The organism is Pseudomonas paraeruginosa PA7, from assembly GCF_000017205.1.
GTDB lineage: Bacteria > Pseudomonadota > Gammaproteobacteria > Pseudomonadales > Pseudomonadaceae > Pseudomonas > Pseudomonas paraeruginosa.
Map to the genome: position 1 here is coordinate 6,218,718 of NC_009656.1, position 21,739 is coordinate 6,240,456.

17 protein-coding genes and 1 pseudogene are annotated in these 21,739 nt (G+C 62.0%); 6 read left to right on the plus strand and 12 right to left on the minus strand.

Features of this window, described 5'->3' with window-relative positions; translation table 11 throughout:
* Nucleotides 1-12 precede the first annotated feature (12 nt).
* Together xerC and PSPA7_RS28750 are read left to right on the plus strand one after the other, a co-directional pair.
* The gene (gene xerC / locus PSPA7_RS28745) at nucleotides 13-924 is read left to right on the plus strand and encodes a tyrosine recombinase XerC (RefSeq protein ID WP_003156043.1); all 912 of its coding nucleotides are present in this window, start codon (nucleotides 13-15) and stop codon (nucleotides 922-924) included.
* Nucleotides 921-1,619 carry an HAD family hydrolase gene (locus PSPA7_RS28750; protein ID WP_012077881.1) on the plus strand — a complete coding sequence of 233 codons (699 nt, stop codon included), beginning with the start codon at nucleotides 921-923 and terminating at the stop codon, nucleotides 1,617-1,619. The genes xerC and PSPA7_RS28750 overlap by 4 nt, the downstream gene beginning before the upstream one ends.
* 77 nt (nucleotides 1,620-1,696) lie before the next feature.
* Here the strand turns inward: PSPA7_RS28750 and PSPA7_RS28755 are convergent, their stop codons facing one another.
* Complete coding sequence (locus PSPA7_RS28755) at nucleotides 1,697-2,866, minus strand: MFS transporter (RefSeq protein WP_012077882.1); 1,170 nt, start codon at nucleotides 2,864-2,866, stop codon at nucleotides 1,697-1,699.
* Nucleotides 2,867-3,005: 139 nt separating this feature from the next.
* Here PSPA7_RS28755 and PSPA7_RS28760 point away from each other — a divergent pair, with 139 nt between their 5' ends.
* Nucleotides 3,006-4,391, plus strand: a complete 1,386-nt coding sequence (locus PSPA7_RS28760; RefSeq protein WP_012077883.1) for an aminotransferase-like domain-containing protein — start codon at nucleotides 3,006-3,008, stop codon at nucleotides 4,389-4,391.
* A gap of 63 nt (nucleotides 4,392-4,454) precedes the next feature.
* Here PSPA7_RS28760 and sutA read toward each other — a convergent pair whose 3' ends face one another.
* The 4 genes from sutA to glnK all read right to left on the minus strand — a co-directional run bounded on the left by sutA (nucleotide 4,455) and on the right by glnK (nucleotide 7,211).
* On the minus strand, nucleotides 4,455-4,772 hold the full coding sequence (gene sutA / locus PSPA7_RS28765) for a transcriptional regulator SutA (RefSeq protein ID WP_003156037.1): 318 nt from the start codon (nucleotides 4,770-4,772) through the stop codon (nucleotides 4,455-4,457).
* Nucleotides 4,773-4,849: 77 nt separating this feature from the next.
* Nucleotides 4,850-5,275 (minus strand): secondary thiamine-phosphate synthase enzyme YjbQ, encoded by a 426-nt coding sequence (locus tag PSPA7_RS28770; protein ID WP_003156034.1) that lies wholly within the window; start codon nucleotides 5,273-5,275, stop codon nucleotides 4,850-4,852.
* A gap of 228 nt (nucleotides 5,276-5,503) precedes the next feature.
* Nucleotides 5,504-6,832: an ammonium transporter gene (locus PSPA7_RS28775; protein WP_012077884.1), complete on the minus strand. Its 1,329-nt coding sequence runs from the start codon at nucleotides 6,830-6,832 to the stop codon at nucleotides 5,504-5,506.
* Nucleotides 6,833-6,872: 40 nt separating this feature from the next.
* Nucleotides 6,873-7,211, minus strand: coding sequence for a P-II family nitrogen regulator (gene glnK, locus PSPA7_RS28780; protein WP_003096476.1), 339 nt, complete (start codon nucleotides 7,209-7,211; stop codon nucleotides 6,873-6,875).
* A gap of 439 nt (nucleotides 7,212-7,650) precedes the next feature.
* Here glnK and PSPA7_RS28785 point away from each other — a divergent pair, with 439 nt between their 5' ends.
* On the plus strand, nucleotides 7,651-7,911 hold the full coding sequence (locus tag PSPA7_RS28785) for an accessory factor UbiK family protein (protein ID WP_012077885.1): 261 nt from the start codon (nucleotides 7,651-7,653) through the stop codon (nucleotides 7,909-7,911).
* 43 nt (nucleotides 7,912-7,954) lie between these two features.
* Nucleotides 7,955-9,025, plus strand: a pseudogene (locus tag PSPA7_RS28790) (YifB family Mg chelatase-like AAA ATPase); the annotation flags it as partial.
* Nucleotides 9,026-9,424: 399 nt separating this feature from the next.
* Here PSPA7_RS28790 and PSPA7_RS28795 read toward each other — a convergent pair.
* The 3 genes from PSPA7_RS28795 to PSPA7_RS28810 form a co-directional block, all read right to left on the minus strand.
* The gene (locus PSPA7_RS28795) at nucleotides 9,425-9,682 is read right to left on the minus strand and encodes a hypothetical protein (protein ID WP_019485048.1); all 258 of its coding nucleotides are present in this window, start codon (nucleotides 9,680-9,682) and stop codon (nucleotides 9,425-9,427) included.
* A gap of 305 nt (nucleotides 9,683-9,987) precedes the next feature.
* Nucleotides 9,988-11,144 (minus strand): IS3 family transposase gene (locus PSPA7_RS28800; RefSeq protein WP_370858740.1). Its coding sequence is split into 2 segments (ribosomal slippage): nucleotides 9,988-10,881 and nucleotides 10,884-11,144, totalling 1,155 coding nucleotides; the frame shifts between segments, so codons are not numbered across the junction.
* A 30-nt stretch (nucleotides 11,145-11,174) separates the two neighbouring features.
* Nucleotides 11,175-12,328, minus strand: a protein-coding gene (locus PSPA7_RS28810) for an IS3 family transposase (protein ID WP_086008398.1) whose coding sequence is annotated in 2 segments (ribosomal slippage) — nucleotides 11,175-12,073 and nucleotides 12,073-12,328 — 1,155 coding nt in all. Because the reading frame shifts where the segments join, the coding sequence is not laid out codon by codon here.
* Nucleotides 12,329-12,501: 173 nt separating this feature from the next.
* On the opposite strand from PSPA7_RS28810, the gene PSPA7_RS28820 reads away from it, so the two are divergent.
* The gene (locus PSPA7_RS28820; protein ID WP_010794468.1) at nucleotides 12,502-13,728 is read left to right on the plus strand and encodes an IS256-like element ISPa1328 family transposase; all 1,227 of its coding nucleotides are present in this window, start codon (nucleotides 12,502-12,504) and stop codon (nucleotides 13,726-13,728) included.
* 37 nt (nucleotides 13,729-13,765) lie between these two features.
* On the opposite strand, the gene PSPA7_RS28825 is transcribed toward PSPA7_RS28820, so the two are convergent.
* From PSPA7_RS28825 to zorA, 4 genes are read right to left on the minus strand one after another with little or no spacing between them, the layout of a single operon-like run.
* The gene (locus PSPA7_RS28825; protein ID WP_021263740.1) at nucleotides 13,766-16,807 is read right to left on the minus strand and encodes a DEAD/DEAH box helicase; all 3,042 of its coding nucleotides are present in this window, start codon (nucleotides 16,805-16,807) and stop codon (nucleotides 13,766-13,768) included.
* The gene (locus PSPA7_RS28830; protein ID WP_023096322.1) at nucleotides 16,808-18,820 is read right to left on the minus strand and encodes an EH signature domain-containing protein; all 2,013 of its coding nucleotides are present in this window, start codon (nucleotides 18,818-18,820) and stop codon (nucleotides 16,808-16,810) included. It lies immediately after the preceding gene.
* The gene (locus tag PSPA7_RS28835) at nucleotides 18,817-19,581 is read right to left on the minus strand and encodes an OmpA/MotB family protein (RefSeq protein WP_012077892.1); all 765 of its coding nucleotides are present in this window, start codon (nucleotides 19,579-19,581) and stop codon (nucleotides 18,817-18,819) included. Before PSPA7_RS28835 ends, PSPA7_RS28830 begins: the two co-directional genes overlap by 4 nt.
* Complete coding sequence (gene zorA, locus PSPA7_RS28840) at nucleotides 19,581-21,707, minus strand: anti-phage ZorAB system protein ZorA (RefSeq protein ID WP_012077893.1); 2,127 nt, start codon at nucleotides 21,705-21,707, stop codon at nucleotides 19,581-19,583. Before zorA ends, PSPA7_RS28835 begins: the two co-directional genes overlap by 1 nt.
* Nucleotides 21,708-21,739: the final 32 nt, after the last annotated feature.

Here is a 21,739-nt window from a genome sequence, read left to right on the forward strand (position 1 = left end):
GGGCGGTCCGAGATGCGCGCCGACCTGGATGCCTTCCTCGAACACCTGCGTAGCGAGCGCCAGGTTTCCGCGCACACTCTCGACGGCTACCAGCGCGACCTGCTGAAGATCCTCGCCCTCGCCGAAAAGGCCGGGCTTACCGACTGGAACGCCCTCGACACCCGCACCCTGCGCACCTTCGTCGCCCGCCTGCACCAGCAGGGCCAGTCCAGCCGCAGCCTGGCACGGCTGCTCTCGGCGACGCGCGGCTTCTACCAGTACCTGCTGCGCGAAGGGCGCTGCCGGCACGATCCGGCCAACGGCCTCAGCGCGCCGAAGAGCCCGCGCAAGCTGCCCAGGACCCTCGACGCCGACCGCGCCCTGCAACTGCTCGACGGCGCCGTCGAGGACGACTTCATCGCCCGCCGCGACCAGGCCCTGCTGGAGCTGTTCTATTCGTCCGGGCTGCGCCTGTCGGAGCTGGTCGGGCTCGACCTCGAATGGCTGGATCTCAAGGAAGGCCTGGTGCGCGTCCGCGGCAAGGGCAACAAGGTCCGCGAACTTCCGGTCGGCAAGGCCGCGCGCCAGGCACTCGAAGCCTGGCTGCCGCTGCGCGCCCAGGCCACTCCGGAAGACGGCGCGGTGTTCATCGGCCGCGGCGGCAAGCGCCTGACACCCCGGGCAGTCCAGCTGCGGGTACGCCAGGCCGGCGTCCGCGAGCTTGGCCAGCACCTGCATCCGCACATGCTGCGGCACTCCTTCGCCAGCCACCTGCTGGAGTCGTCCGGCGACCTGCGCGCCGTGCAGGAACTGCTCGGCCACGCCGATATCGCCACCACGCAGATCTATACCCATCTGGACTTCCAGCACCTGGCCTCGGTCTACGACCGCGCCCACCCCCGCGCCAAGCGCAAGGGCAACGCCGACGGAGGCAACGACCCATGAGCAGCCTGCGACTGATCACCTTCGACCTGGACGATACCCTCTGGGACGTCGCCCCGGTGATGAACAATGCCGAGGCCCTGCTCCGCGAGTGGCTGGCGAGCAATGCGGCGCGCCTGGGCCCGGTGCCCATCGAGCACCTTTGGGCGATCCGTACCCGCCTGCTGGACCGCGAGCCGATGCTCCGCCACCGGCTCAGCGAGCTGCGCCGGCGCATCCTCTTGCATGCCCTGCTCGACGCCGGTTATCCACAGGCGGAAGCCGAGAGCCTGGCCGAGGCCGGCTTCCAAGTATTCCTCGAAGCGCGCCATCGGGTCACCCTGTTTCCCGAGGTGCACCCGACCCTGGAACTGCTCGCCAACCGCTTCACCCTTGGCGTGCTCACCAATGGCAATGCCGACGTGCGCCGGCTGGGCCTGGCCGACTACTTCCAGTTCGCCCTCTGCGCGGAGGAGCTGGGCGTGGGCAAGCCCGATCCGACGCCGTTCCGCGAGGCCCTCAAGCGCGCCGGCGTCGAGGCCTCGGCGGCGCTGCACATCGGCGATCATCCCAGCGACGACATCGCCGGCGCCCGACGCGCCGGCATGCGCGCGATCTGGTTCAACCCGGCCGGCAAGCCCTGGGCCGGAGAGGTAGAGCCGAGCGCGGAAATCCGCAGCCTCGCCGAGTTGCCCGCGTTGCTTGGCCGCCTGCAATGAAGCCGGGCTGCGTCGGCGCCCGGCCAGGAATGCGGAAACGCCCTGAAGAAGCCATGCTGGCCGCCTCGAGCGTCGCCCTAGGAATGGCAAGCGCCGGCCTTGACGCCCCCTGTACCGCGTGAGATGGAGAGCGCCACCAGGACGGCACCTACCGCCAGCAGCGCACCGAAAAGCAGCAGCGCCGTCGAGGCGCCGAAACGGTCGGCGACCAGCCCGGTGAAGATCACCGGCAGGCTGAAGCCGAGGTAGGCCAGCAGGAAATAGCCGGCATTGGCCCGCGGCTTCTCCGCGCCGGCCAGGGCGTTCACCGCCGACAGCCCGCCCAGGTAGGTGAAGCCATAGCAGGAACTGCTCGCACCCAGCGCGCCGAACAGCACCGCCGCCAGCGAGCCGTGGCTCGCGCCCCAGGCAAGCAGCGCGTAGCTCAGCGGCAGGATCACCAGCCCCAGACAGGTTGCCCGGGCCGGCGGCATGCGCCGCGCCAGCGGCTGGAACAGCAGGCCGCAGCTGATCACGGTGAAGGTCGAGAATCCGGACCAGCGCGCCAGCCCGTGCGCCGCCAGCACCGAGGGCAGGACGGCGATGACCAGGCCGACGGTGGCCCAGGCCAGCAGGATCGAGAGGCTGTATGGCAGGCTGCCGGCGGGGAAGTACGGCAGCCGCAGCATCGGCGTATTGCGCGCGAGCGGAGCGTTGTCCGGCAGGCTCGCCAGCGCCAACAGGGCGACGCAGGCCAGCCCCAGTTGCACCCAGAAGCTGCCGGGCACCAGGGTTTCCTGGAACAGCAGGAACAGGCTGGTCAGCGCCGCGCCGATACCGAAGCCCAGCGAGGTGCTGGCGGTCACCCAGTTGGCCGAGGTACGGCTGTCCTCGCCGGCCATCAGCTCGCTCATGTAGACGGTGCCGGTGGCCGAGGCCAGGGCGGTGCCCACGCCCAGCAGAAGACGTGCCACGCCGAGCATCTCCAGGCGCGGCCAGAGCATAGTCACCACGGTGGCGGCCATCGACAGCAACAGCGCGACGATGATCAGCGGCTTGCGCCCGACCCGCTCGGACAGTCCGCCGAGCACCAGCAGCACCGGCAGCACGCCAAGCACATAGCCGGAAAAGGCCGTGGCGGTAGCCGCCGCGCCATAGCCGGAAAGCTGCGCGTAGGCGCTGTACAACGGTGCCTGCAGGTTCACCGCGAAAGTGATCAGGCACAGGCCGAAGGCCAGGCGCGTGGCGTGGCGGCGGGTATCGCTCATGCATTCCTCCGTTCCGGTATCGAGTCGCCCCTGGAGGGGCGCCCCGACTATCCGCTCCGGCGTCCTCACGGAACAAGGAACAGCCCTCCGTGTTTTGTGCTTAACTGTTCGCCCAAAAAGACCGAACAGTGAGCCAGGCATGCAACTCAGGATCGATCGCGAGGCCAGCGCGCCACTGGTGCAGCAGATCGTCGAAGGAGTCAGCGGCTGGATGCGCGGCAATCGTGTCCGCGCCGGCACGCGGGTCCCGTCGATCCGCCAGTTGGCCCGGGAAAACCGCCTGAGCCAGTCCAGCGTGATCGAAGCCTACGACCGCCTGGTCGCCCTGGGGTTGCTGGAATCGCGCCACGGTTCGGGCTTCTTCGTCGCCGAGGCGCCCGCGGCCAACGCCGAACTCGACAGCGAGTGGCAGGAAGGCGGGGAAAGCGCCTGGGGCCAGTTCAGCGGCGCCTCGACGCAGCTCAAGCTCGGCTGCGGCTGGGTCCCGGACAGCTGGCGGGAAGTCGACCAGCTGAGCTACGCGATCCGCCAGGTCACCCGCAGCGAACTGGCCGGGCTGTTCGACTACAGCACCCCGCTGGGCCTGCCGACGTTACGCCAGCACATCCAGAAACGCCTGCGCCTGATCGACATCCATGTCCACCAGGACCAGATCCTCACCACCACCGGCGCCAGCCACGCCCTCGACCTGCTGGTGCGGACCCTGCTCGAGCCCGGCGACGTGGTGGTGGTGGAGAATCCCGGCTACTACAACCTGTTCAACCTGCTGAAATTCCATGGCGTGAAGATGCTCGGCGTGCCCCGCGGCCGGAACGGCCCGGACATCGCCGCCCTGGAAGCGATCCTCCAGGCGCACAGGCCGAAGTTCCTGTTCATCAACAGCATGTACCACAACCCCACCGGCACCAGTCTCAGCCCCCCGGTAGCCCACCGGGTGCTGCAGCTGGCCGAGATGCACGACTTCCACATCATCGAGGACGACATCTACGCCGACTTCCAGAACGGCCCCGGCACCCGCCTGGCGACCCTCGACTCGCTGCGCCGGGTGATCTACCTGGCGAGTTTCTCCAAGACCCTCAGCTGCTCGCTGCGGGTCGGCTACCTGGTCGCCAGCCCCGAGCTGATCCGGCGCCTGGCCGACGTGAAGATGTACACCAGCATCGGCAGCCAGCGCTTCGCCGAATGCGTGGTCTGCGCCATGCTCGCCAATGGCAGCTACCGCAAGCTGGTGCAGCGCCTGCGCCAGCGCCTGACCAGGCACATGGCGGCCGCCCTACGGGTGCTGGAGGACAATGGCTGGGAAGTGTTCGCCGAACCGGTCGGCGGGATGTTCGTCTGGGCCCGCATCGGCGAGCGCGGTTTCGCCGAGCTGCAGGCGCAGGCAACGCGGCTGGGCGTGCTGCTGTCGCCGGGTAGCGCCTTCAGCCCGGAAGGCGAGGAAAGCAACTGGCTGCGGATCAATATCGCCTATGCCGGCGACCCACGTGCCCTGGCGTTCTTCGAGGCGTTCCACAAGCGGGCCTAGGCGACGGACATGAAAAAGCCCGCCATCCCCGAAGGGAGGCGGGCCTTTCCAGGTGACGCGAAATCAGATGGGGCGGCTGCCGTACTTGCTGTCCGGCTTCTTCGGCGGATCGGCCACCACGTTGGGTTCGATCTCCTGCACCTTTCCACCACGGGAAAGGAATTCCTCCATCGCCTTGGCGAGGGCGTCGCGCTCTTTCTGCTTGGCTTCCACCGAGGGCAGTTCCTCTTCCACCGCGGCGGCCTTGGCCTTCTTGCCGGGGGCGGGGGCCTCGTCGTCGCCGCTGCTGTCCGCCTCGCCGTCGTCGGCCGCGGCCAGCTCTTCGCCGTCGTCCTCGTCAGCGCCGTCCAGCTCGTCCTGTTCCAGTTCTTCTTCGCTCATGGTCAACCTCTCGGTGCTGCAAAAGCAGGTTAGTTATAGCCCAGCCGCGCGTTTTGATGAGCGCCGCCGGAAAAAATTCATACTGACTCGCCCTGCCAGGTGGCGAGCACGCGTCGCGCCCCGCCCCTGTCCCGGTGTTCACCGAGATAGATACCCTGCCAGGTGCCCAGCGCCAACTCTCCCGCGCGTACAGGGAGGGTCAGTTGGCAGCCCAGCAGGCTGGCCTTGAAATGCGCCGGAAGGTCATCCGGACCTTCGTCGTTGTGTTCATAGCCGACTTCGCCCCGCGGCGCCAGGCGCTCGAAGAAGCGCTCGAAATCCCGGCGCACGGCGGGGTCGGCATTTTCATTCAGGGTCAGTGAAGCCGACGTATGTTGCAAAAGCAGATGCAGCAGGCCGATCCGGCAGCGGCGCAGCTCCGGCAGGGCGCCGAGGATTTCCTCGGTGACCAGGTGAAAGCCCCGTGGACGTGGGCGCAAGGTGATCAGGGTCTGCTGCCACATGCTGCTGTTCCAAATCGGCTCCGGTCCGTCGCGCCGCGCATTCTAGCGCGGCATTTGAAAAAGCAAAGAGCGTAAGAGCGAGACCTGTGAAAAGCGGTGGTTCCGCAACCTCCCGGGAGGTCGCGCAAGCGTGCTGGCAGAGGGCCTGGAGGATGACCTGGACTTTCGTCGCGAGGCGCGCGGGGAGCGCTGGAGGGGCGCCCGGCGGCATGCCGGGCGCCAGGGGGATCAGAGGTTGTAGCCGCGCTCGTTGTGCAGCGACAGGTCGAGGCCGACCGCCTCTTCTTCCTCGGTGACGCGCAGGCCCATGACCAGGTCCAGCACCTTGAGGATGACGAAGGTCACCACCGCGGTGTAGACCACGGTGAAGGCCACGCCCTTGAACTGCACGAAGAACTGCGCGCCGATGTCTTCCACGCTGCCGAAGCCGCCCAGCGACGGCGCCGCGAAGATCCCGGTGAGCAACGCACCGACGATGCCGCCGACCGCATGCACGCCGAAGGCGTCGAGGGAATCGTCGTACTTCAGCGCACGCTTGAGACTGGTGGCGGCAAAGAAGCAGATCACCCCGGAGGCCAGGCCGATGACCAGCGCGCCCATCGGGCCGGCGGTGCCGGCGGCCGGAGTGATGGCCACCAGGCCGGCGACCACCCCGGAGGCGATGCCCAGGGCGCTCGGCTTGCCGTGGGTGATCCACTCGGCGAACATCCAGGCCAGCGCCGCCGCGGCGGTGGCGATCTGGGTCACCAGCATGGCCATCCCGGCGGTGCCGTTGGCGGCAGCGGCGGAACCGGCATTGAAGCCGAACCAGCCGATCCACAGCATGGCCGCGCCGACCAGGGTGTAGCCGAGGTTGTGCGGCGCCATCGGAGTGGTCGGGTAGCCCTTGCGCTTGCCCAGCACCAGGCAGGCGACCAGGCCTGCGATACCGGCGTTGATGTGCACCACGGTGCCGCCGGCGAAGTCCAGCACGCCCCAATCCCACATCAGGGCGCCGTCGCCGCTCCAGACCATGTGCGCGATCGGCGCGTAGACCACGGTGAACCAGACCGCCATGAAGATCAGCATCGCCGAGAACTTCATGCGCTCGGCGAAGGCACCGACGATCAGCGCCGGGGTGATGATCGCGAAGGTCAGCTGGAAGGTGATGAACACGCTTTCCGGGAACAGCGCGCTGGCGGAAGTCAGGCCGGTGGTGGTCAGGCCGCTGAGGAACGCCTTGTCCAGCCCGCCGACGAAGGAGTTGAAATTGAGAACGCCCTTTTCCATCCCGGCGGTGTCGAACGCCAGGCTGTAGCCGTAGACCACCCAGAGGATGGTGATCAGGCCGGTGATGGCGAAACACTGCATCATGATCGACAGCACGTTCTTCGCTCGCACCATGCCGCCATAGAACAGCGCCAGGCCGGGAATGGTCATGAGCAGGACGAGCGCAGTGGAGATCAGCATCCAGGCGGTGTCGCCACTGTTCAGGACGGGCTCCTCGGCGGCCAGGGCAACGCCCGGCAAAGCGAGGGACAATAGGGCTCCTAGCCCTGCGATCTTGCGCAGAGTCATGTTGGTATTCTCCTGGGGCTTTTTGGGGGTTCGGTTGGGCTTAGATCGCGTCGGTATCGGTTTCGCCGGTACGGATGCGGATGGCCTGTTCCAGGTTCACCACGAAGATCTTGCCGTCACCGATCTTGCCGGTGTTGGCCGCCTTGGTGATCGCCTCGATGACGCGGTCCAGCTGGTCGTCGGCGATCGCCACGTCGATCTTCACCTTGGGCAGGAAGTCGACCACGTACTCGGCGCCGCGATACAGTTCGGTGTGGCCCTTCTGCCGGCCGAAACCCTTGACCTCGGTCACCGTGATGCCCTGCACACCGATCTCGGACAACGACTCGCGGACGTCGTCCAACTTGAACGGCTTGATGATGGCAGTGACTAGCTTCATGAAACTCTCTCCCGTGTTTGGTGGACTCGCCCCAGGAAAACGAACCCGAGGACAGTCTAAGCGCAGTGTCTGGCTTTGTAACGCGCCGGTCCCTCTGGGAAGCACGATCGGAGGCCTCCGCCCCGACCTGGCCCTGTTGCGGCCGTTCGATGCCGCGACCCGCCGGCCTCCCGCAACCGCCTCATCTGCCGCACCGGTACTGCTTCAGTGCACGCCTCATCCGGGCCAAAGCAGAAAGCTTGCCAGCTCCGGCAAATCCGCCGATTTTCAAGCCCTTAGCGGTAAACCCAGGTGTCACGCGGCTTGCCGGCCCGCAGGCAGCGCACCAAATCGGCGCAGTGCCGCTCCGACGGTTGCGCAAAAAGTGTGCAACCGCCCTTCCGCGAGCCACTCCGACATCGTGCTAGACTGCCGCCCACTCGTTACCGGAACCCTCGCCATGCTGCCGCCCAAAGCCGTCTTCGAAGCCCTCAGCCAACAAGCCAGCCGCCTGTTCGCCGGCGAATCGCCGTTGCCCAGGGCCGAGCTGGAGTCGCAGTTCCGCGCCCTGATGCAGAGCGCCTTCGGCAAGCTCGACCTGGTCAGCCGCGAGGAATTCGACAGCCAGATGCTGGTCCTCGCCCGCACCCGCGCGCGCCTGGAAGCCCTGGAGGCCAAGGTGGCGGAACTCGAAAGCAAGCTGACGCCGCCCGCCGACTGATCCGCCAACTTCCTGCGAGCGGCGTGAGATCAAGGAGCGATCCATGTCCCTGGCGATTGTCCATAGCCGAGCCCAGGTCGGCGTCGAAGCACCCTGCGTCAGCGTCGAGGCGCACCTGGCCAACGGCCTGCCCTCGCTGACCCTGGTCGGCCTGCCGGAGACCGCGGTACGCGAGAGCAAGGACCGCGTGCGCAGCGCCCTGCTCAACGCCGGCTTCGACTTTCCCGCCCGGCGTATCACCCTCAACCTCGCCCCCGCCGACCTGCCCAAGGACGGCGGCCGCTTCGACCTGGCCATCGCCCTCGGCATCCTCTCCGCCAGCGGCCAGTTGCCCGGCGCCGCCCTCGCTGGCCTGGAGTGCCTTGGCGAGCTGGCCCTGTCCGGCGCGATCCGACCGGTACGGGGCGTATTGCCGGCCGCGATGGCGGCGCGCGACGCAAGACGAGTTCTGGTGGTGCCGAAGGAAAATGCCGAAGAAGCCAGCCTGGCCAGCGGCCTGACGGTGTACGCGGTCGAGCACCTGCTGGAGGTCGCCGGGCACCTCTCCGGCCAGTCGCCGCTGTCGCCCTACCAGGCGCGCGGCCTGCTCCGCGAACCGTGCCCCTATCCCGACCTGGCCGAGGTACAGGGCCAGGCAACGGCCAAGCGCGCCCTGCTGGTTGCCGCCGCCGGCGCGCACAATCTCCTGTTCAGCGGCCCGCCGGGCACCGGCAAGACGCTCCTGGCCAGCCGCCTGCCCGGCCTGCTGCCGACGCTCGGCGAGGACGAGGCACTGGAGGTCGCGGCGATCCATTCGGTGGCCAGTCACGTCCCGCTCAGCCACTGGCCGCAGCGGCCGTTCCGCCAGCCACACCACTCCGCCTCGGCACCGGCGCTGGTCGGCGGCGGCAGCCGCCCGCAGCCGGGCGAGATCACCCTGGCGCACCAGGGCGTGCTGTTCCTCGACGAACTGCCGGAGTTCGACCGCAAGGTCCTGGAAGTGCTGCGCGAGCCGCTGGAAAGCGGCGAGATCGTCATCGCCAGGGCCAACGGCCGGGTGCGCTTCCCCGCGCGCTTTCAACTGGTGGCGGCTTTTGTGGGAGAAACTGCTGATCAGGGATTTAGAAGCCAATGCTAGCTTCCCGCTCGCATGCTCGCGTCTGAGAAAAGACAGGTCAGTCGCACTGTTATCGAAGTACTTTGGCCCTGTCACGTCGGATCAGTGATTCGCAGGTTCGCATGCTGGCTGCGAAATAGCGTTGCGAAACAATCCTCATGCTCCTCTCCGTGGAGCAGGAGATGGTCACACCATCTGGATCAAGCAGAACCCTACTAGCCCCGTGAACGAGCCCCTTGAAACACAGGACACCGTTTCCTTAGTCGATGCTATGAGCAGTCGACCAGCCCGGCTCGATGGATTGAGCATATGCTGAAAGTGGAAAACATGGGGCGCCGACGGCACTATTCTGGGGGCCCCTCGCTTGCTTTTGGACAATACCGAGCACTGTCACCGAGAGACGTTAAGACGTGGAGGCTAGGCGCTGATACTTACCCGCCGAACCTGGATAGCATGGCCAACGCTCACCTTGCGGCGGGGCTTGGCGTTACCCACGACAATCGCGGATCCGTCGGCTTTGGTTTCAACGAGATAGTTGCCCTGCACCTTCATGACGGTATGCCCGGCTGCGAGCGCTCGCAGATAGGCCGCGTGAGTCGCATCTGCGGCGACTGCTGGAATCTCGTCTTCAAGATTCCGAATCTCGCGTTTGGTAAGGCGCTTTTTTCTTTGCATACGCTTCTCACGAGAGGAAGCTGGGCGCATCGGTACCGCTCTAGGGCAATGCTACCCACCGCTCACCAGATTCCGGTAGAACCAACCATCACATCTTCATTCCACCAACAACTCGAACGGTGATGTGCTGTGCACGGGGCATTGACTCCTCATGCGAGCCTAACCTTGTTTAAGGTAAAGAACGACGTCCACTATTTTCTGCATCCGGCACGCGACCTGTATGTAGTGGTCAACCCATCCCGGACAGTGGGTTAAGTTTTTCTTCGGCCACCGCATGGTCTGTCCCGGAACTGGTGGACAGGTAGTTAAGAGTTACTGCTCGCATAGCGCCGCTCAAACTCCATCGGGCTGAGATAGCCCAGCGTCGAGTGGCGACGACGGTGATTGTAAAAGCGGATGTAGTCGAACAGGTCGGTTTTCGCCTCCTGGTAGCTGGCATAGCGCGTCAGGTACACCCGCTCGGCCTTCAGCGAACGGAAAAAGCTCTCCATAGCCGCGTTATCCCAGCAGTTCCCTGGTCGCGAATGGCTGGGCACGATGCGATGTCGCCGAAGCAAGGCTTGGTAGTCGTACGCGCAGTATTGGCTGCCGCGATCCGAGTGCAGCAGGACCTCCGCCTGTGGCTGTCGGCGTGCCACGGCCATCTCCAGCGCGGCGTGCACCAGGGCTTGCTGCATGCGGTGGTGCATCGCCCAACCGACCACGGCGCGTGAATAGAGATCGAGCACAACGGCCAGATACAGCCAGCCTTGCGCAGTCCGCACGTAGGTCATGTCCGAGACCCAGTGCCGGTTGGCTCGATCCGAGACGAACTGGCGATCCAGGTGATTCGGCGCAATCGGTAGATCGTGGCGGCTACTGGAAACCAGCCGCCAGCGCTTGCGTGAACGAACACGCAGGCCGGCTTCGCGCATCAATCGAGCAACCCGATGCCGCCCGCACGCCTGCCCCATGGCCGTCAGTTCAGCCTTGATGCGGCGATGACCATAGATCCCATTCACCTCGTGGTGGATGGTTCGGATCTCCTTGCTCAGACGCCGATTCGCCATCTCTCTCACCGAAGGTGGTCGCTGTTGCCAGGCATAGAAACCGCTGCGCGACACCTGCAACAACCGGCACATCGGTGCTACGGGGTAACGACCAGCCAACGCCTCGATGGCGCGAAACTTCACTTCGTGGGCTGCGAGAAGATGGCGAGCGCCTTTTTTAAAACATCGCGCTCCATGGTGACCTGGGCCAGTTGCTGGCGCAGGCGACGAAGCTCCGCGCTCTCGCCACGCTGCTTGCCGTTGCCCGGAAAGGCATCGTCACCTTGCTGCTCGTACTGGCGCTTCCATTTGCCCAACAGGCTTTCAGCGATGCCGAGCGTCTCGGCTACATGACGAAGCGGCGTGCCGGCAAATACCTGGTCTACTGCCTCGCGTTTGAAGGATTCGGGAAAACGTCGTCTGGTCTGGGTCATGAACACTCCTTGCGGTGGACATTATCCACCTTAAGTCAGTGTCCACTCAGCCCGGGACAGACCAGCAGGCGGTAGCCCATCGTTGAATTGATGCGGCCTGATCCAGTTGTAGCGGTGCATCAGGTAATGACTGATGTCCCGTTGGGCCTCCTGAGCTGTCAGGTAACCGGTCGGTGGAATCCACTCCGATTTCAAACTGCGGAACAATCGCTCCATCGGCGAGTTATCCCAGCAGTTGCCCCGGCGGCTCATGCTCTGTTCCATCCGATATCGCCACAACCGTTGCCGAAACAGGCGGCTAGCGTATTGGCTGCCCTGATCGGAATGAAACAGTACCTGCTGCGGTTTGCCACGCTGTTCGTAGGCCATGTCCAGCGCCTTGATCACCAACTCAGCATCCGGCTTGGCAGAAATCGCCCAGCCGACTACTCGTCTTGTATGCAGATCCAACACCGCCGCTAAGTAATGCCAGCGACCTTGTGCCCAGATGTAGGTGATGTCGCCGCACCACACCTGATTGGGGCGCTCAGTGGTGAACTCGCGGTTCAGCCGGTTCGGGATATCTGGTCGCTCAACCGTAGCCTGCTTGTATGCGTGCGAGCCTGGCTGCTTGCTGACCAAGCCCAACTCACGCATCAACCGACGCACACGAAAACGGCCAATGCTGACGCCATCCTCACGCAGCATACCCAGAATGCTGCGACTGCCAGCCGATCCTCGACTCTGGTTGAACAGCTGATTGACCTGACTGCGCAGGGCAACCCGGCGTGCATCAACACGGCAGCGTCGAAGCCGATGGGCGTAGTAGCAAGACCGCACCACGCCGAAGGCTGAACAGACCACTTCCACCGACTCCCGCTCACTTAACTGGTCTATCAGCGCGTACGATTGAACTCGTCCGACATCAAGAGAGCGGTAGCCTTTTTTAGGATCGCTTTCTCCCGTTCCAGTCGGTCGATCCTGGCTTCCAGCTCCTGGATTTTCTGCTGTTCGGGCGTCAGTGCTTTGCTCTTCGGGGTAACGCCCACGCGCTCCTCTTGAAGCTGTTTTACCCATCGGCGCAGGGCCGACTCAACCACTCCCAGTGAACGAGCTGCTTCGATATGGCTGTAGCCCTGATCGAGCACCAGGCAGGCGGCCTCTCGTTTGAACTCGGGCGTAAAGGAACGACGTTGCTTGGTCATCAGACACCTCTCTATGGCGAGCATTCTCGCCCTAAATGGGTGTCCGGAATCAGTAGACCACTACATTTGGCTGGTTGAGCCAAGCTGCGGCGTCGAGCCAGCATAAGGGAGGGTGTCCGAAATTTTGTGTAACCGGCTCATGAGCGACACTGTCGCTGAGAACTGGAGACACCATGAACAAGACGCCCCACACCATTACCGACGAACTGCTGGATCAGCTTCTGGCCAATTATCAGAAGCCTGAAGACTTGATCGGTACCGACGGCATCCTCAAGCAACTGACCAAGAAGTTGGTCGAGCGTGCGCTGGATGCCGAGCTGACCCACCACCTGGGCCACAACAAGCATCAGCCTGTCAGCAATTGGATGGGCAACACCCGCAACGGTTTCAGCAAGAAGAAACTCAAGGGCGAGTTCGGTGAACTGCCCATCGAGGTACCGCGCGACCGGCATGGCACCTTCGATCCGCAGATCATCGAGAAGCACCAGACCCGCTGGACGGGCTTCGACGACAAGATCCTTTCGCTGTATGCCCGCGGCATGACGGTGCGCGAGATCCAGGCGCACTTGCAGGAAATGTACGGTGCCGAGGTGTCACCCAGCCTGATCTCCTCGGTGACCGACGCGGTGGCCGATGAGGTCAAGGCCTGGCAGTCGCGCCCGCTCGATACGGTGTATCCCATCGTCTACCTCGACTGCATCCACAGCAAGGTGCGCGAGGGCGCCGTGCGGGTGAAGGCGGTCTATCTGGCGCTGGGTATCAACCTGGCCGGCGAGAAGGAAATCCTCGGCCTGTGGATCGCCCAGAACGAGGGCGCCAAGTTCTGGTTGCAGGTGGTGACCGAACTGCGCAACCGTGGCGTTCAGGACATCTTCGTCGCCTGCGTGGATGGCTTGAAGGGCTTCCCCGAGGCCATCGAGGCGGTGTTCCCGCGCACCAGCGTGCAGCTGTGCATCGTGCACATGGTCAGGCACAGCCTGAACTACGTGTCCTGGAAGCGGCGGGCGGAGGTCGCCGCCGACCTGAAGCGGATTTACCAGTCCAGCACCGCTGACGAGGCCGAACTGCGCCTCGGTGAATTCGAGGCCAAGTGGGATGACGACTACCTGCCGATTGGCCAGTCCTGGCGACGCAACTGGGCCAGGATCACGCCGTTCTTCGACTTCCCGCCGGAGATCCGAAAGGTGATCTACACCACCAACGCCATCGAATCGGTGAACATGAGCCTGCGCAAGATTACCAAGAACCGCGGCTCGTTCCCCAGTGACGAGGCGCTGCTGAAACTCTTCTACCTGGCGCTACGCAACATCAGCAAGAAATGGACGATGCCGATCCGTGACTGGAAGGCGGCGCTGACTCGCTTTACGATCAGCTACGAAGACCGCCTGCCGCAGCAGTAACCCTAACCCCGGTTACACAAAATTCTGCACACCCTCATCAGAGCCCCATCGATTGAATCATCTCACTTTCACTAACCGCCTCTGGTGTCACTACCGCGTCTTTAAGCATCAGCTTTCCGCGCAATAAGCGGTCAAGGTGTACATCGAAGGAATCAAACTGGGGGTGAGTGACGGCAGGCAGATGGATGAACACGGGCTTGGTTTGGCCGATCCGGTAAACCCGATCAGACGCTTGCGCTTCTTTAGCCGGGTTCCAATGACGCTCTAAATGCACCACATGGTTGGCCCCAATCACCGTCAAACCGACACCAGCGGCTACTGGCGACATGATCAGGATGTTGAAGCCACTTTTCGCTTCAAACTCGGCAATTAGCTTCTTGCGCGTCATATCCTCGGCGCGAGTCGCCACAGCCTGGGTGTCACCATTGATCACCGCTACATTCAGGTCATAGATCTGATCCAGCCAGAGCTTGAGGACTCGTTGCAGGCGCTTGGTCATCATGAACAGGATGACCTTTTCACCCTTGCTACGGATCTCATCGAGTAACTGCAGCAGCACCGCCAGCTTGCCGGACTCCATCATCAGTTGTCGCGCGTGCTTGCCATCCTCGCAGTACAGCGCCGACTCATTCTCCAGCCGTGGGTGCAGGGAAATGGAGCGAAGCTGAGTCAAAGCCGCCAGTGCGGTACCACGCATATCCTCAGCGCTTGCACGACGAGCCCGATAGCTGTCGAGGACTTCGTCGTAGGCCTGCAACTGGATGCCTTTCATCACCACACCCAACTGCGCTGCATACCGTTGCAGGCCATGATCGGCTTGCTCGACACCACTGAGAATAGTCTTGGCTGGTAGGCCTTTGAGCTGATCTTCTTTAACCCGCCGCAACATGAATATGCCTACAGCACGCCGCAGCTGCTCGCCCAAACGCGCCCGTACCTCATCACGCTCTTCATCGCTTGCAGCCAGAATTGGCTTGATCCAGGTATCGCGGAAGCTTTCCCAGCCACCAAGTAAGCCAGGCTGCACCGTATGCATCAGGCACCAGAAATCGCCCAGGCTATTTTCTACCGGTGTGCCAGTCGCCAACAGTTTGAAATCCGCCTTGAGCCCTTTAGCGGCAATAGTCTGCAGTGCATTGGGATTCTTGATGTTCTGCGCCTCGTCGAAGATGACCATGCCCCAGTCGATTCGGCACAGGGAGAACTGATAATCACGCAGGGTCTGATAGGTCGTGAGCACTAAGCGACGGTCCATGTCCAGACGATGCACGCCTGCTTCCGGCCCCACATGCAGTGCATAGCGAATGCTCTGCTCATCCATCATGCCGCTGCTGTCATCAATCATCGACGCCAACTGCACCGATTCACGCTCAGCACCTTTGACGCGATAGTCACGCAGACTCCGCCCCGACTGCAGCACCACCACATCGCGGAACGGGATGCTGGCGAAGGTCTTACCGACTTCATCCTCCCAGTTTTCCAGCAGACTCAGTGGCGCCACCACCAGAACCGGCTTCTGCGGCTTGTCAGCCGCGCGCTGACTGGCCAGATACTCCCCGACTGCGACCAGCGACATGTATGTCTTGCCGAGACCCATGTCATCTGCAAGCAAACCACCCTGCAGGCGATAGAGATCATCAGTTTCATCCTGCAACGCTGCGCCCATCAGCTTCAGCATCCACTCGATCCCCTCACGCTGATGAGGGAACGGCTCCCGGGCATAGGCCGACCAATCTGGCACCACCAGCGGCTTCGCAGCAGCAGCCTTACGCAACAGCGCAGAATTAATCTCGTCGGCATCCTTCAGAATGACCCCGACTTTCTCCTTGTCCTCCCCAGGGAGAACACCCTCCTCGCTGTGCGGCTCGCTATCGCTCACATGAGCCATGTTCTGGCGAGCCCTGGCCAGCTCTTGCTGAACAGTCGGCGCGTCAGAGATATCGATCACCTCGCCAGCAAACGACAGACTCGTCGCGCCCTGTTCATTAGCCGCCTGCAGTACCTCCTCGAAGCGCTGCAAATCCTCAGGAGACTGAATCAGCTTGCTCAGGATCGCTGCAGGTGCCGGGCGCTTATCAAGCGCAAACCAGTCATTCTTGGTTGCATCCAGGACACCGAAATCCATGTGCTGAAGTTTGCCTATACCCGCAACCCGGGCAGAAAAGCCCACCTCAAGATTGACCAGCGCAGCATCGAGAAACGCCGTTGGCGTGGCAATAAACTCGTTGACCTGATCAGCCGGGATACGTTTGTTGGCCAGCACATTGCGGATGCCATCCATCCGCGCCTGATCCAGCAGCAACACACGATTGTCGATGCGCAGCACACCACCATCGGCGGTCATATCCAACTGCGACCAGCGTTTTTCCAGCTGGTCAGCACTGGAGCCATCCCCAAGGCTCGGGCAGAGTTGGAGGCTGCCATCTGGTAAACGCGTAGCGATAACTCCGATGTTCTGAGGCACCACCACATCTAGCCGCTCAAAGTGGCTAAGATCAATACGCATCCCGCTGCGCGCAGCGGTCTGCAGCTCGGCCATCAGGCGCAGATTAGCCGCCTCTCCTCGCTGTTCTGGGCCTAAAGACTCATGCAGTTCCCAAGCCTGCAACCCCATAATTTCAGCCGGCGTCAGCCAATAGCACTCACTGCTGGTCAGGTACAGATAGGGGCCTTTGCGACTGAAGCTGGCAGGGCCGTCTGGCATTTCCAGCGTGATCGCCACACGAAAACCACTGTTGCCCGTGCGCCCACTGATTGAGGTTAGAAAGTGCCCTGGCAAGCGTCTCGGCAAACGCAAGATTTCCGCCTGCTCAAGATCCATCCCCGCAATATCTTCGGCACCGATGTGAAAACCGTTGGCCGTGTTTTCGGCAATCCCTTGCTCAACCAGCATGTTGAGCACGATCAGCTGAATCTTTTCTAAAGCACTGCCCTGCCCGGTTTGCAGCGCCTTGAAGGCCGGCAAGGGCAGGTAGAAATTCAAGCCATTGGAATCAGGCTGAGACTGAAAGCCTTGCTGAGTACTGAGCGCCCCGTCTCGCTCACCAATCAGCGACCGAAAAATATCCATCAAGCTCATTTATTCAGCCCTGTCCTGTTCATCCAACGCCTCAAGCGCGAGACGTGCCGCCTCATTCACCGTCCAGCCGAACTGCTCATCACGCGTGCACATGTCCTTCAACGGGCCATACAAAATCTGATTGATTTCACGCGAGTCCACACCGAAAACATTCGCTGCATATCGGACTTTGTCACCGGGGTTGTCCACGAAGTAGCGCAGTATCTTCAGTGCAGAGGGTTTCAAGCCTGTCAATAATCCTTCACCTACCAGAGACGGACGTGCCGTTGCAGGAGCAGCCGCATCAGGTGAACTGACGGAGTGCGACACTACCGGATCATGCTGCTGGTTGCTTCGCCGTACTGTGGCCGCCTCTTCTCTAGGAATAGCTCTGGAGTCCCTCGCAATCATCTCTGCAGGCTTACGCCCCTGAGGCGCTGACATCGTTGTCGCGCCAGTCTTGCCAACACGTGAACGCGCCGGCTCTGCGGGAAAATCTGTCTGACTTGGAGGCGGCACGGGTGTTCGCTTGGCATTGACCACAGGCATACCAAATTTACGAAGGTAAGGCTGGTAGTCACTGCGATTGAGCAACTGCTCGATATCTAGAGCGATGCCGTTATCAGCCAGGAAGCTGAATACCCGGTTCTGCCAGGAAAGAGGGGGGTGATGCGTGAAGGCATCATAGGGCAACTCAGGATACAGTCGCTTGTAGGCCTTAGGAACAGCCGTAGTCAGATCGGAATGACTGAAGCTGGAGCGCTCGTAGGAACGCAAAGCCTCTCCCGGCGCGGCGAGATAGACCCAGATTTTAAAACTGTGGGAACCCTCGACCAGATGAAAGTCTCCGCAATCGAGATAGATGACCGCCTTGTCATTCATCTGCCCGTCCATGCTGGCAAAACTGGTTTGCACATCTTTACCGAGAATGCGCTTTACCGAATGCTGTGCCCGCCCGCCAAGCAGCAAGCGGGTATTGCGGATCAGTTTGAGCTTAAACAGCCCCTCTAGGAACTGCTTGCGTGCAGGGAACATGCGCTGCAGATCGTCGTTCTGCGTTTCGATTCCAAACTGTTCCACCGCCTGCAAAAACAGCCGCAAATCTTCCTTGGACAACCAGCCCCGAACCTTCTGCACCCGCTCCTCACCGAGGAACTGCCACCACTCGCGGTAATTGGGGGAGTTACGTGAGATCCGCGGATCCCCCGCCAGATTCAGAATAAAGTTCTGCCAGACCTCACCCGGCTCCTGTCCAGCACGATCGATCAGAATCTCCAGCGCAACATGGCCGATACGACGCTCGCCCTCGTACGGAGCCTTGGACACAGCGGGCTTCTGCAGCTCATCCAGCACGGGGTCGTACTCACCGGGCGCAAGCCCTCGTAGGGTTTCCAGGTAGAAGTGGGCCCGGCAGATATCGCCATAACGCCCGTCATCAAAGCCCTGCAATCCCATGACCTCAAAGGTCTCGCCCAGCTCATGGCCACTGTCGCGTACCCGCTCAACCAGTTGGACTGGCCCGTCAGGCGGCAACAACCAATGAGCATCACGCTTGAGCGTTACCAGCGGATCAGCCTGGGGGCCACTTACTTTGGGTTCGGGCAGTAAATGCAGTTGCTGGAGCAAAATCTGCTCAAGCTGCTTACGCAGCCCATCGTGCTCATCCAGCTTGTCGAAGCGACGAAAGTAGAACTGAGCCAACTGCTGTAAGGTGATACGCGTCAGCCTCGGCTGCTGAGCATCGACCAGCACCGAAAGCAGACGCGAACTAAGCAAACGCCTACCCATGGTCTCGTCGTTGAGCCACAACCAGGTCAACGCACGCGCAGTAAGACGACGTTTTAGCAGCTCAGGCAGGCCGTCAAAACGCCCTGTACTCGCCATGTCACGCAATCGTGCCAACATGGCTTCAAAGGCGTCACTCTTGCCACTTGCGGCCTTCATTCGAGCGACCTTTTCGACCAGCACCGTCCATCGCTCCCGCACCACGGGCGCCCATTCAGCGACCGGCATGTGAACAGGAGGCAGCTTCACGGCTTGAGCTCCTCCAGACGCTCACGAACCTGCTCGTACTGAGCGCTGTCGGGACGACGAATGGTGAAACGGATATCGATGCGTCGATTGCGCTTGAAGTCGTCCTCAGTCTGCTGGTCAACCAACACGGGGCGGGTTTCGCCGTAACCGCTGACCGAGAACAGCGGCTTACCATCCTTGTTCTTCAGCCTTGCCAGTTGCTCATCGGGGGACAGCGCGCTCCCCCAGAACTGCCAGAGAGAAATGGCACGAAAGGTCGACAGCCCCCAGTTGCCTTTGCCCATAAAGCCCTGGAGCGGACGATTGTCCGTATGCCCCTCGATGAAGATCGTATCGAGGAACTCGACTCGATCCTCTCGCGAGATCACCTCATTGATGACCTTACCAATCTCCAGCGCACGCGCCTGATAGGCGGCATGAATGTCATAGGCACCTGTGTCGAAACCCAGCAGATCGTTGGGAATACTCAGGACCGTATGGTTCTCGCTCACCTCGACCTTGATGCCGCGTTTGCGCAGGGCCTCCACGGCCTCATCAAGAATGGTGCGGCGCACCTGCTCTGCTTTCTTCAGCTCGACCAGCTCTTGCTCAAACTGCACCTGGCGCTCTTTCAACTCCTTCTGAATTTCCATCAACTGCAGGATCAGAATCACCGAAGCCAGGATGAAGATCACCAATAGCGCCGACATGATGTCTGAGAATGACATCCAGTAAGGGTTCTCTTCGTCGACGCTCACTTCCTTGGATTTACCCAGGCGCATCAGCGTGCCTCCAGTTCATCCAGAATACTGCTCATGTTCTGCACGACGCGGTGCATCTGATCGGCATACTTCAGCGATACCTCATTCCACTGGTTCATTCGCTCATCAGTCTGCACACGCACCTCGCCGGCATAACTGCGCAGCCATTCCTCGGCTTGCTTCTCTACCGCCTCGACCTGCTCACGCAACTTTTCTCCCAGCGCGGTGAATTCATGGCGCACACTAGAGAGAAATTCCTGCTGAGCGGATTTCATCTCGCCAAAGCCGTTACGCGCCTCGCCGGCTGCTTGCTCAAAGCGCTGGGCACCCTCCAGCAAGGTGGCCTGCAGCTGCGCCAAGGTAGCGGCCTGGCTTTGCAACTGCGTCGCGAGCTCGGCGTTCTGCTGGCCAGCTCTTTCAATACTATGACTAACCGCCTCAAGCCGTTGGCCCAAGGAATCAGCGGCCTGACGCAGATTCGCGGACAACAGCCCAAGCTGATTCGCACTGCTGTCCATATGCTTGCTGCTCTGCGCAGTTGCGTCCGAGACCTGCTTGAGCTGGCCCAGCAACTGTTGATGCTGATCCGCCATTAGGCGGCTTTGCTGCTGGGTCGCCTGCACAGCGCTGGCCAGACCGGAGAGCAGCTCCTGTTGATGGGTCGACACCTGATCGAGCTGCTCCTGGAAGCGCTGTTGGCGTGCCTGCTCACGCTGCTCTGCCGCGCCCATTTGCGAATCGAGCTGGGTGTTGAGGTTCATCATCAAACGAGAGAACACCTTCTCCAGATTGCTGTGGCGCTCGTTGCCCGCCTCAGCCATCGCTTGCATCTGCTCGCGGGTTGAGCTGGAAAATTGCTCCAACATTGCCGTCTGGCTGCTGCTAGCCTGGCCAAGCAGGCGCTCGAACAGCACCTGGCGCTCCTCGTCGCGCTGCTGGGCGGTACCCAACTGGGTCTGCAACTGGTTCGTCAGCCCCGACATCAACTCAGCAAAGCGTTGCTCCATCTGTGCCTGGCGCTCTTCGGCAGAACCACTGATGCGCTGCAGCTGCGTCTCGAAGGCCGCACTCTGTTGCTGAGCCACTTCCATCTGTCGACCCTGCTGTTCATTCAGGCTGCTGAACAGTTGGTTCAAGCGCTCACTCATGCCACTGACGGCAGCGTTCACGTCAGCCGCCGCCTGCTGCATCTGCAAGCCCTGCTCACGGCCCACAGAGGTCATGCCGTCCATGAAATTACCCACCAGCTTTTCCAGCACCTGCGTGGACTGCTGGCTGGTGGTGCTGACCAGGGTCTGAATGGCTGGCGCCATTATGTTGTTCAGGGCATCGGTCAGCGCCGTCTGCATCGCTTCGCTCATGCCATTGAGCGTTTCCTGCAGACGATCGCCAATACGCTCGTGCAGCTCCTGCAGCGCTTCCTTGCTCTCCTTGCCGTACTCGGCGATATGCACCAGCGACTGCTCGGCGGGGATGCGTGGGTAGAGGAAGTCGATATCGTGCTGCAGCTGTTGGATCTGGCCCAGCGCTGAACGCTCGAACATCTTTTCGACAAAGTTCAGTAATAGGCTGAAGAACACCCCCCATACCGACGTCATGAAAGCTACGGCAGCACCGGAAATCAGCTTGTTGATGCCGCCCTTGAGTGCCTCGATCTCATCCGAGGTGCCGACCAATCCTTCCAGCCCCACCGTCAGGCCCACGAATGTGCCGAGCACACCGATAGCCACCAAGAAGCTCGGTGCAGCAGCCAGCAAGCGGCTAGCTGTCAGGCCGGGAGCCAAGGTTCTGGCATTGAAGAAATGCTCGGCATCCAGCGTATTGAACAGATGCTTCTGATCGGACGACAGCACCAGACTTTCGTCGAACTCACGCCACAGCATGCCGACATTGGGCGCATCCAAACCCTGCGCCTTTTGCATGGTTTCGCGCCTGCTCAGTGCCAGGGTTTCCTTGCTTTGCCCTTCAAGCAAAGAACGCAGGGCACGCAGCCGGGTACGAAAACGGCGGAAGTGCACAAACAGGAAGTAAAGCGACAAGCCGAAAATCAGTGCCGTCGCAGACCAAAACCAGGCACTGATGCCGTTGGGATTGGCACTGAACATATGGGCGAAGTCGGGGATCAGGTGTTTCAGCAGATCCATCATGGCAAAGCTTCCAATCACTGCATCGGTTACGG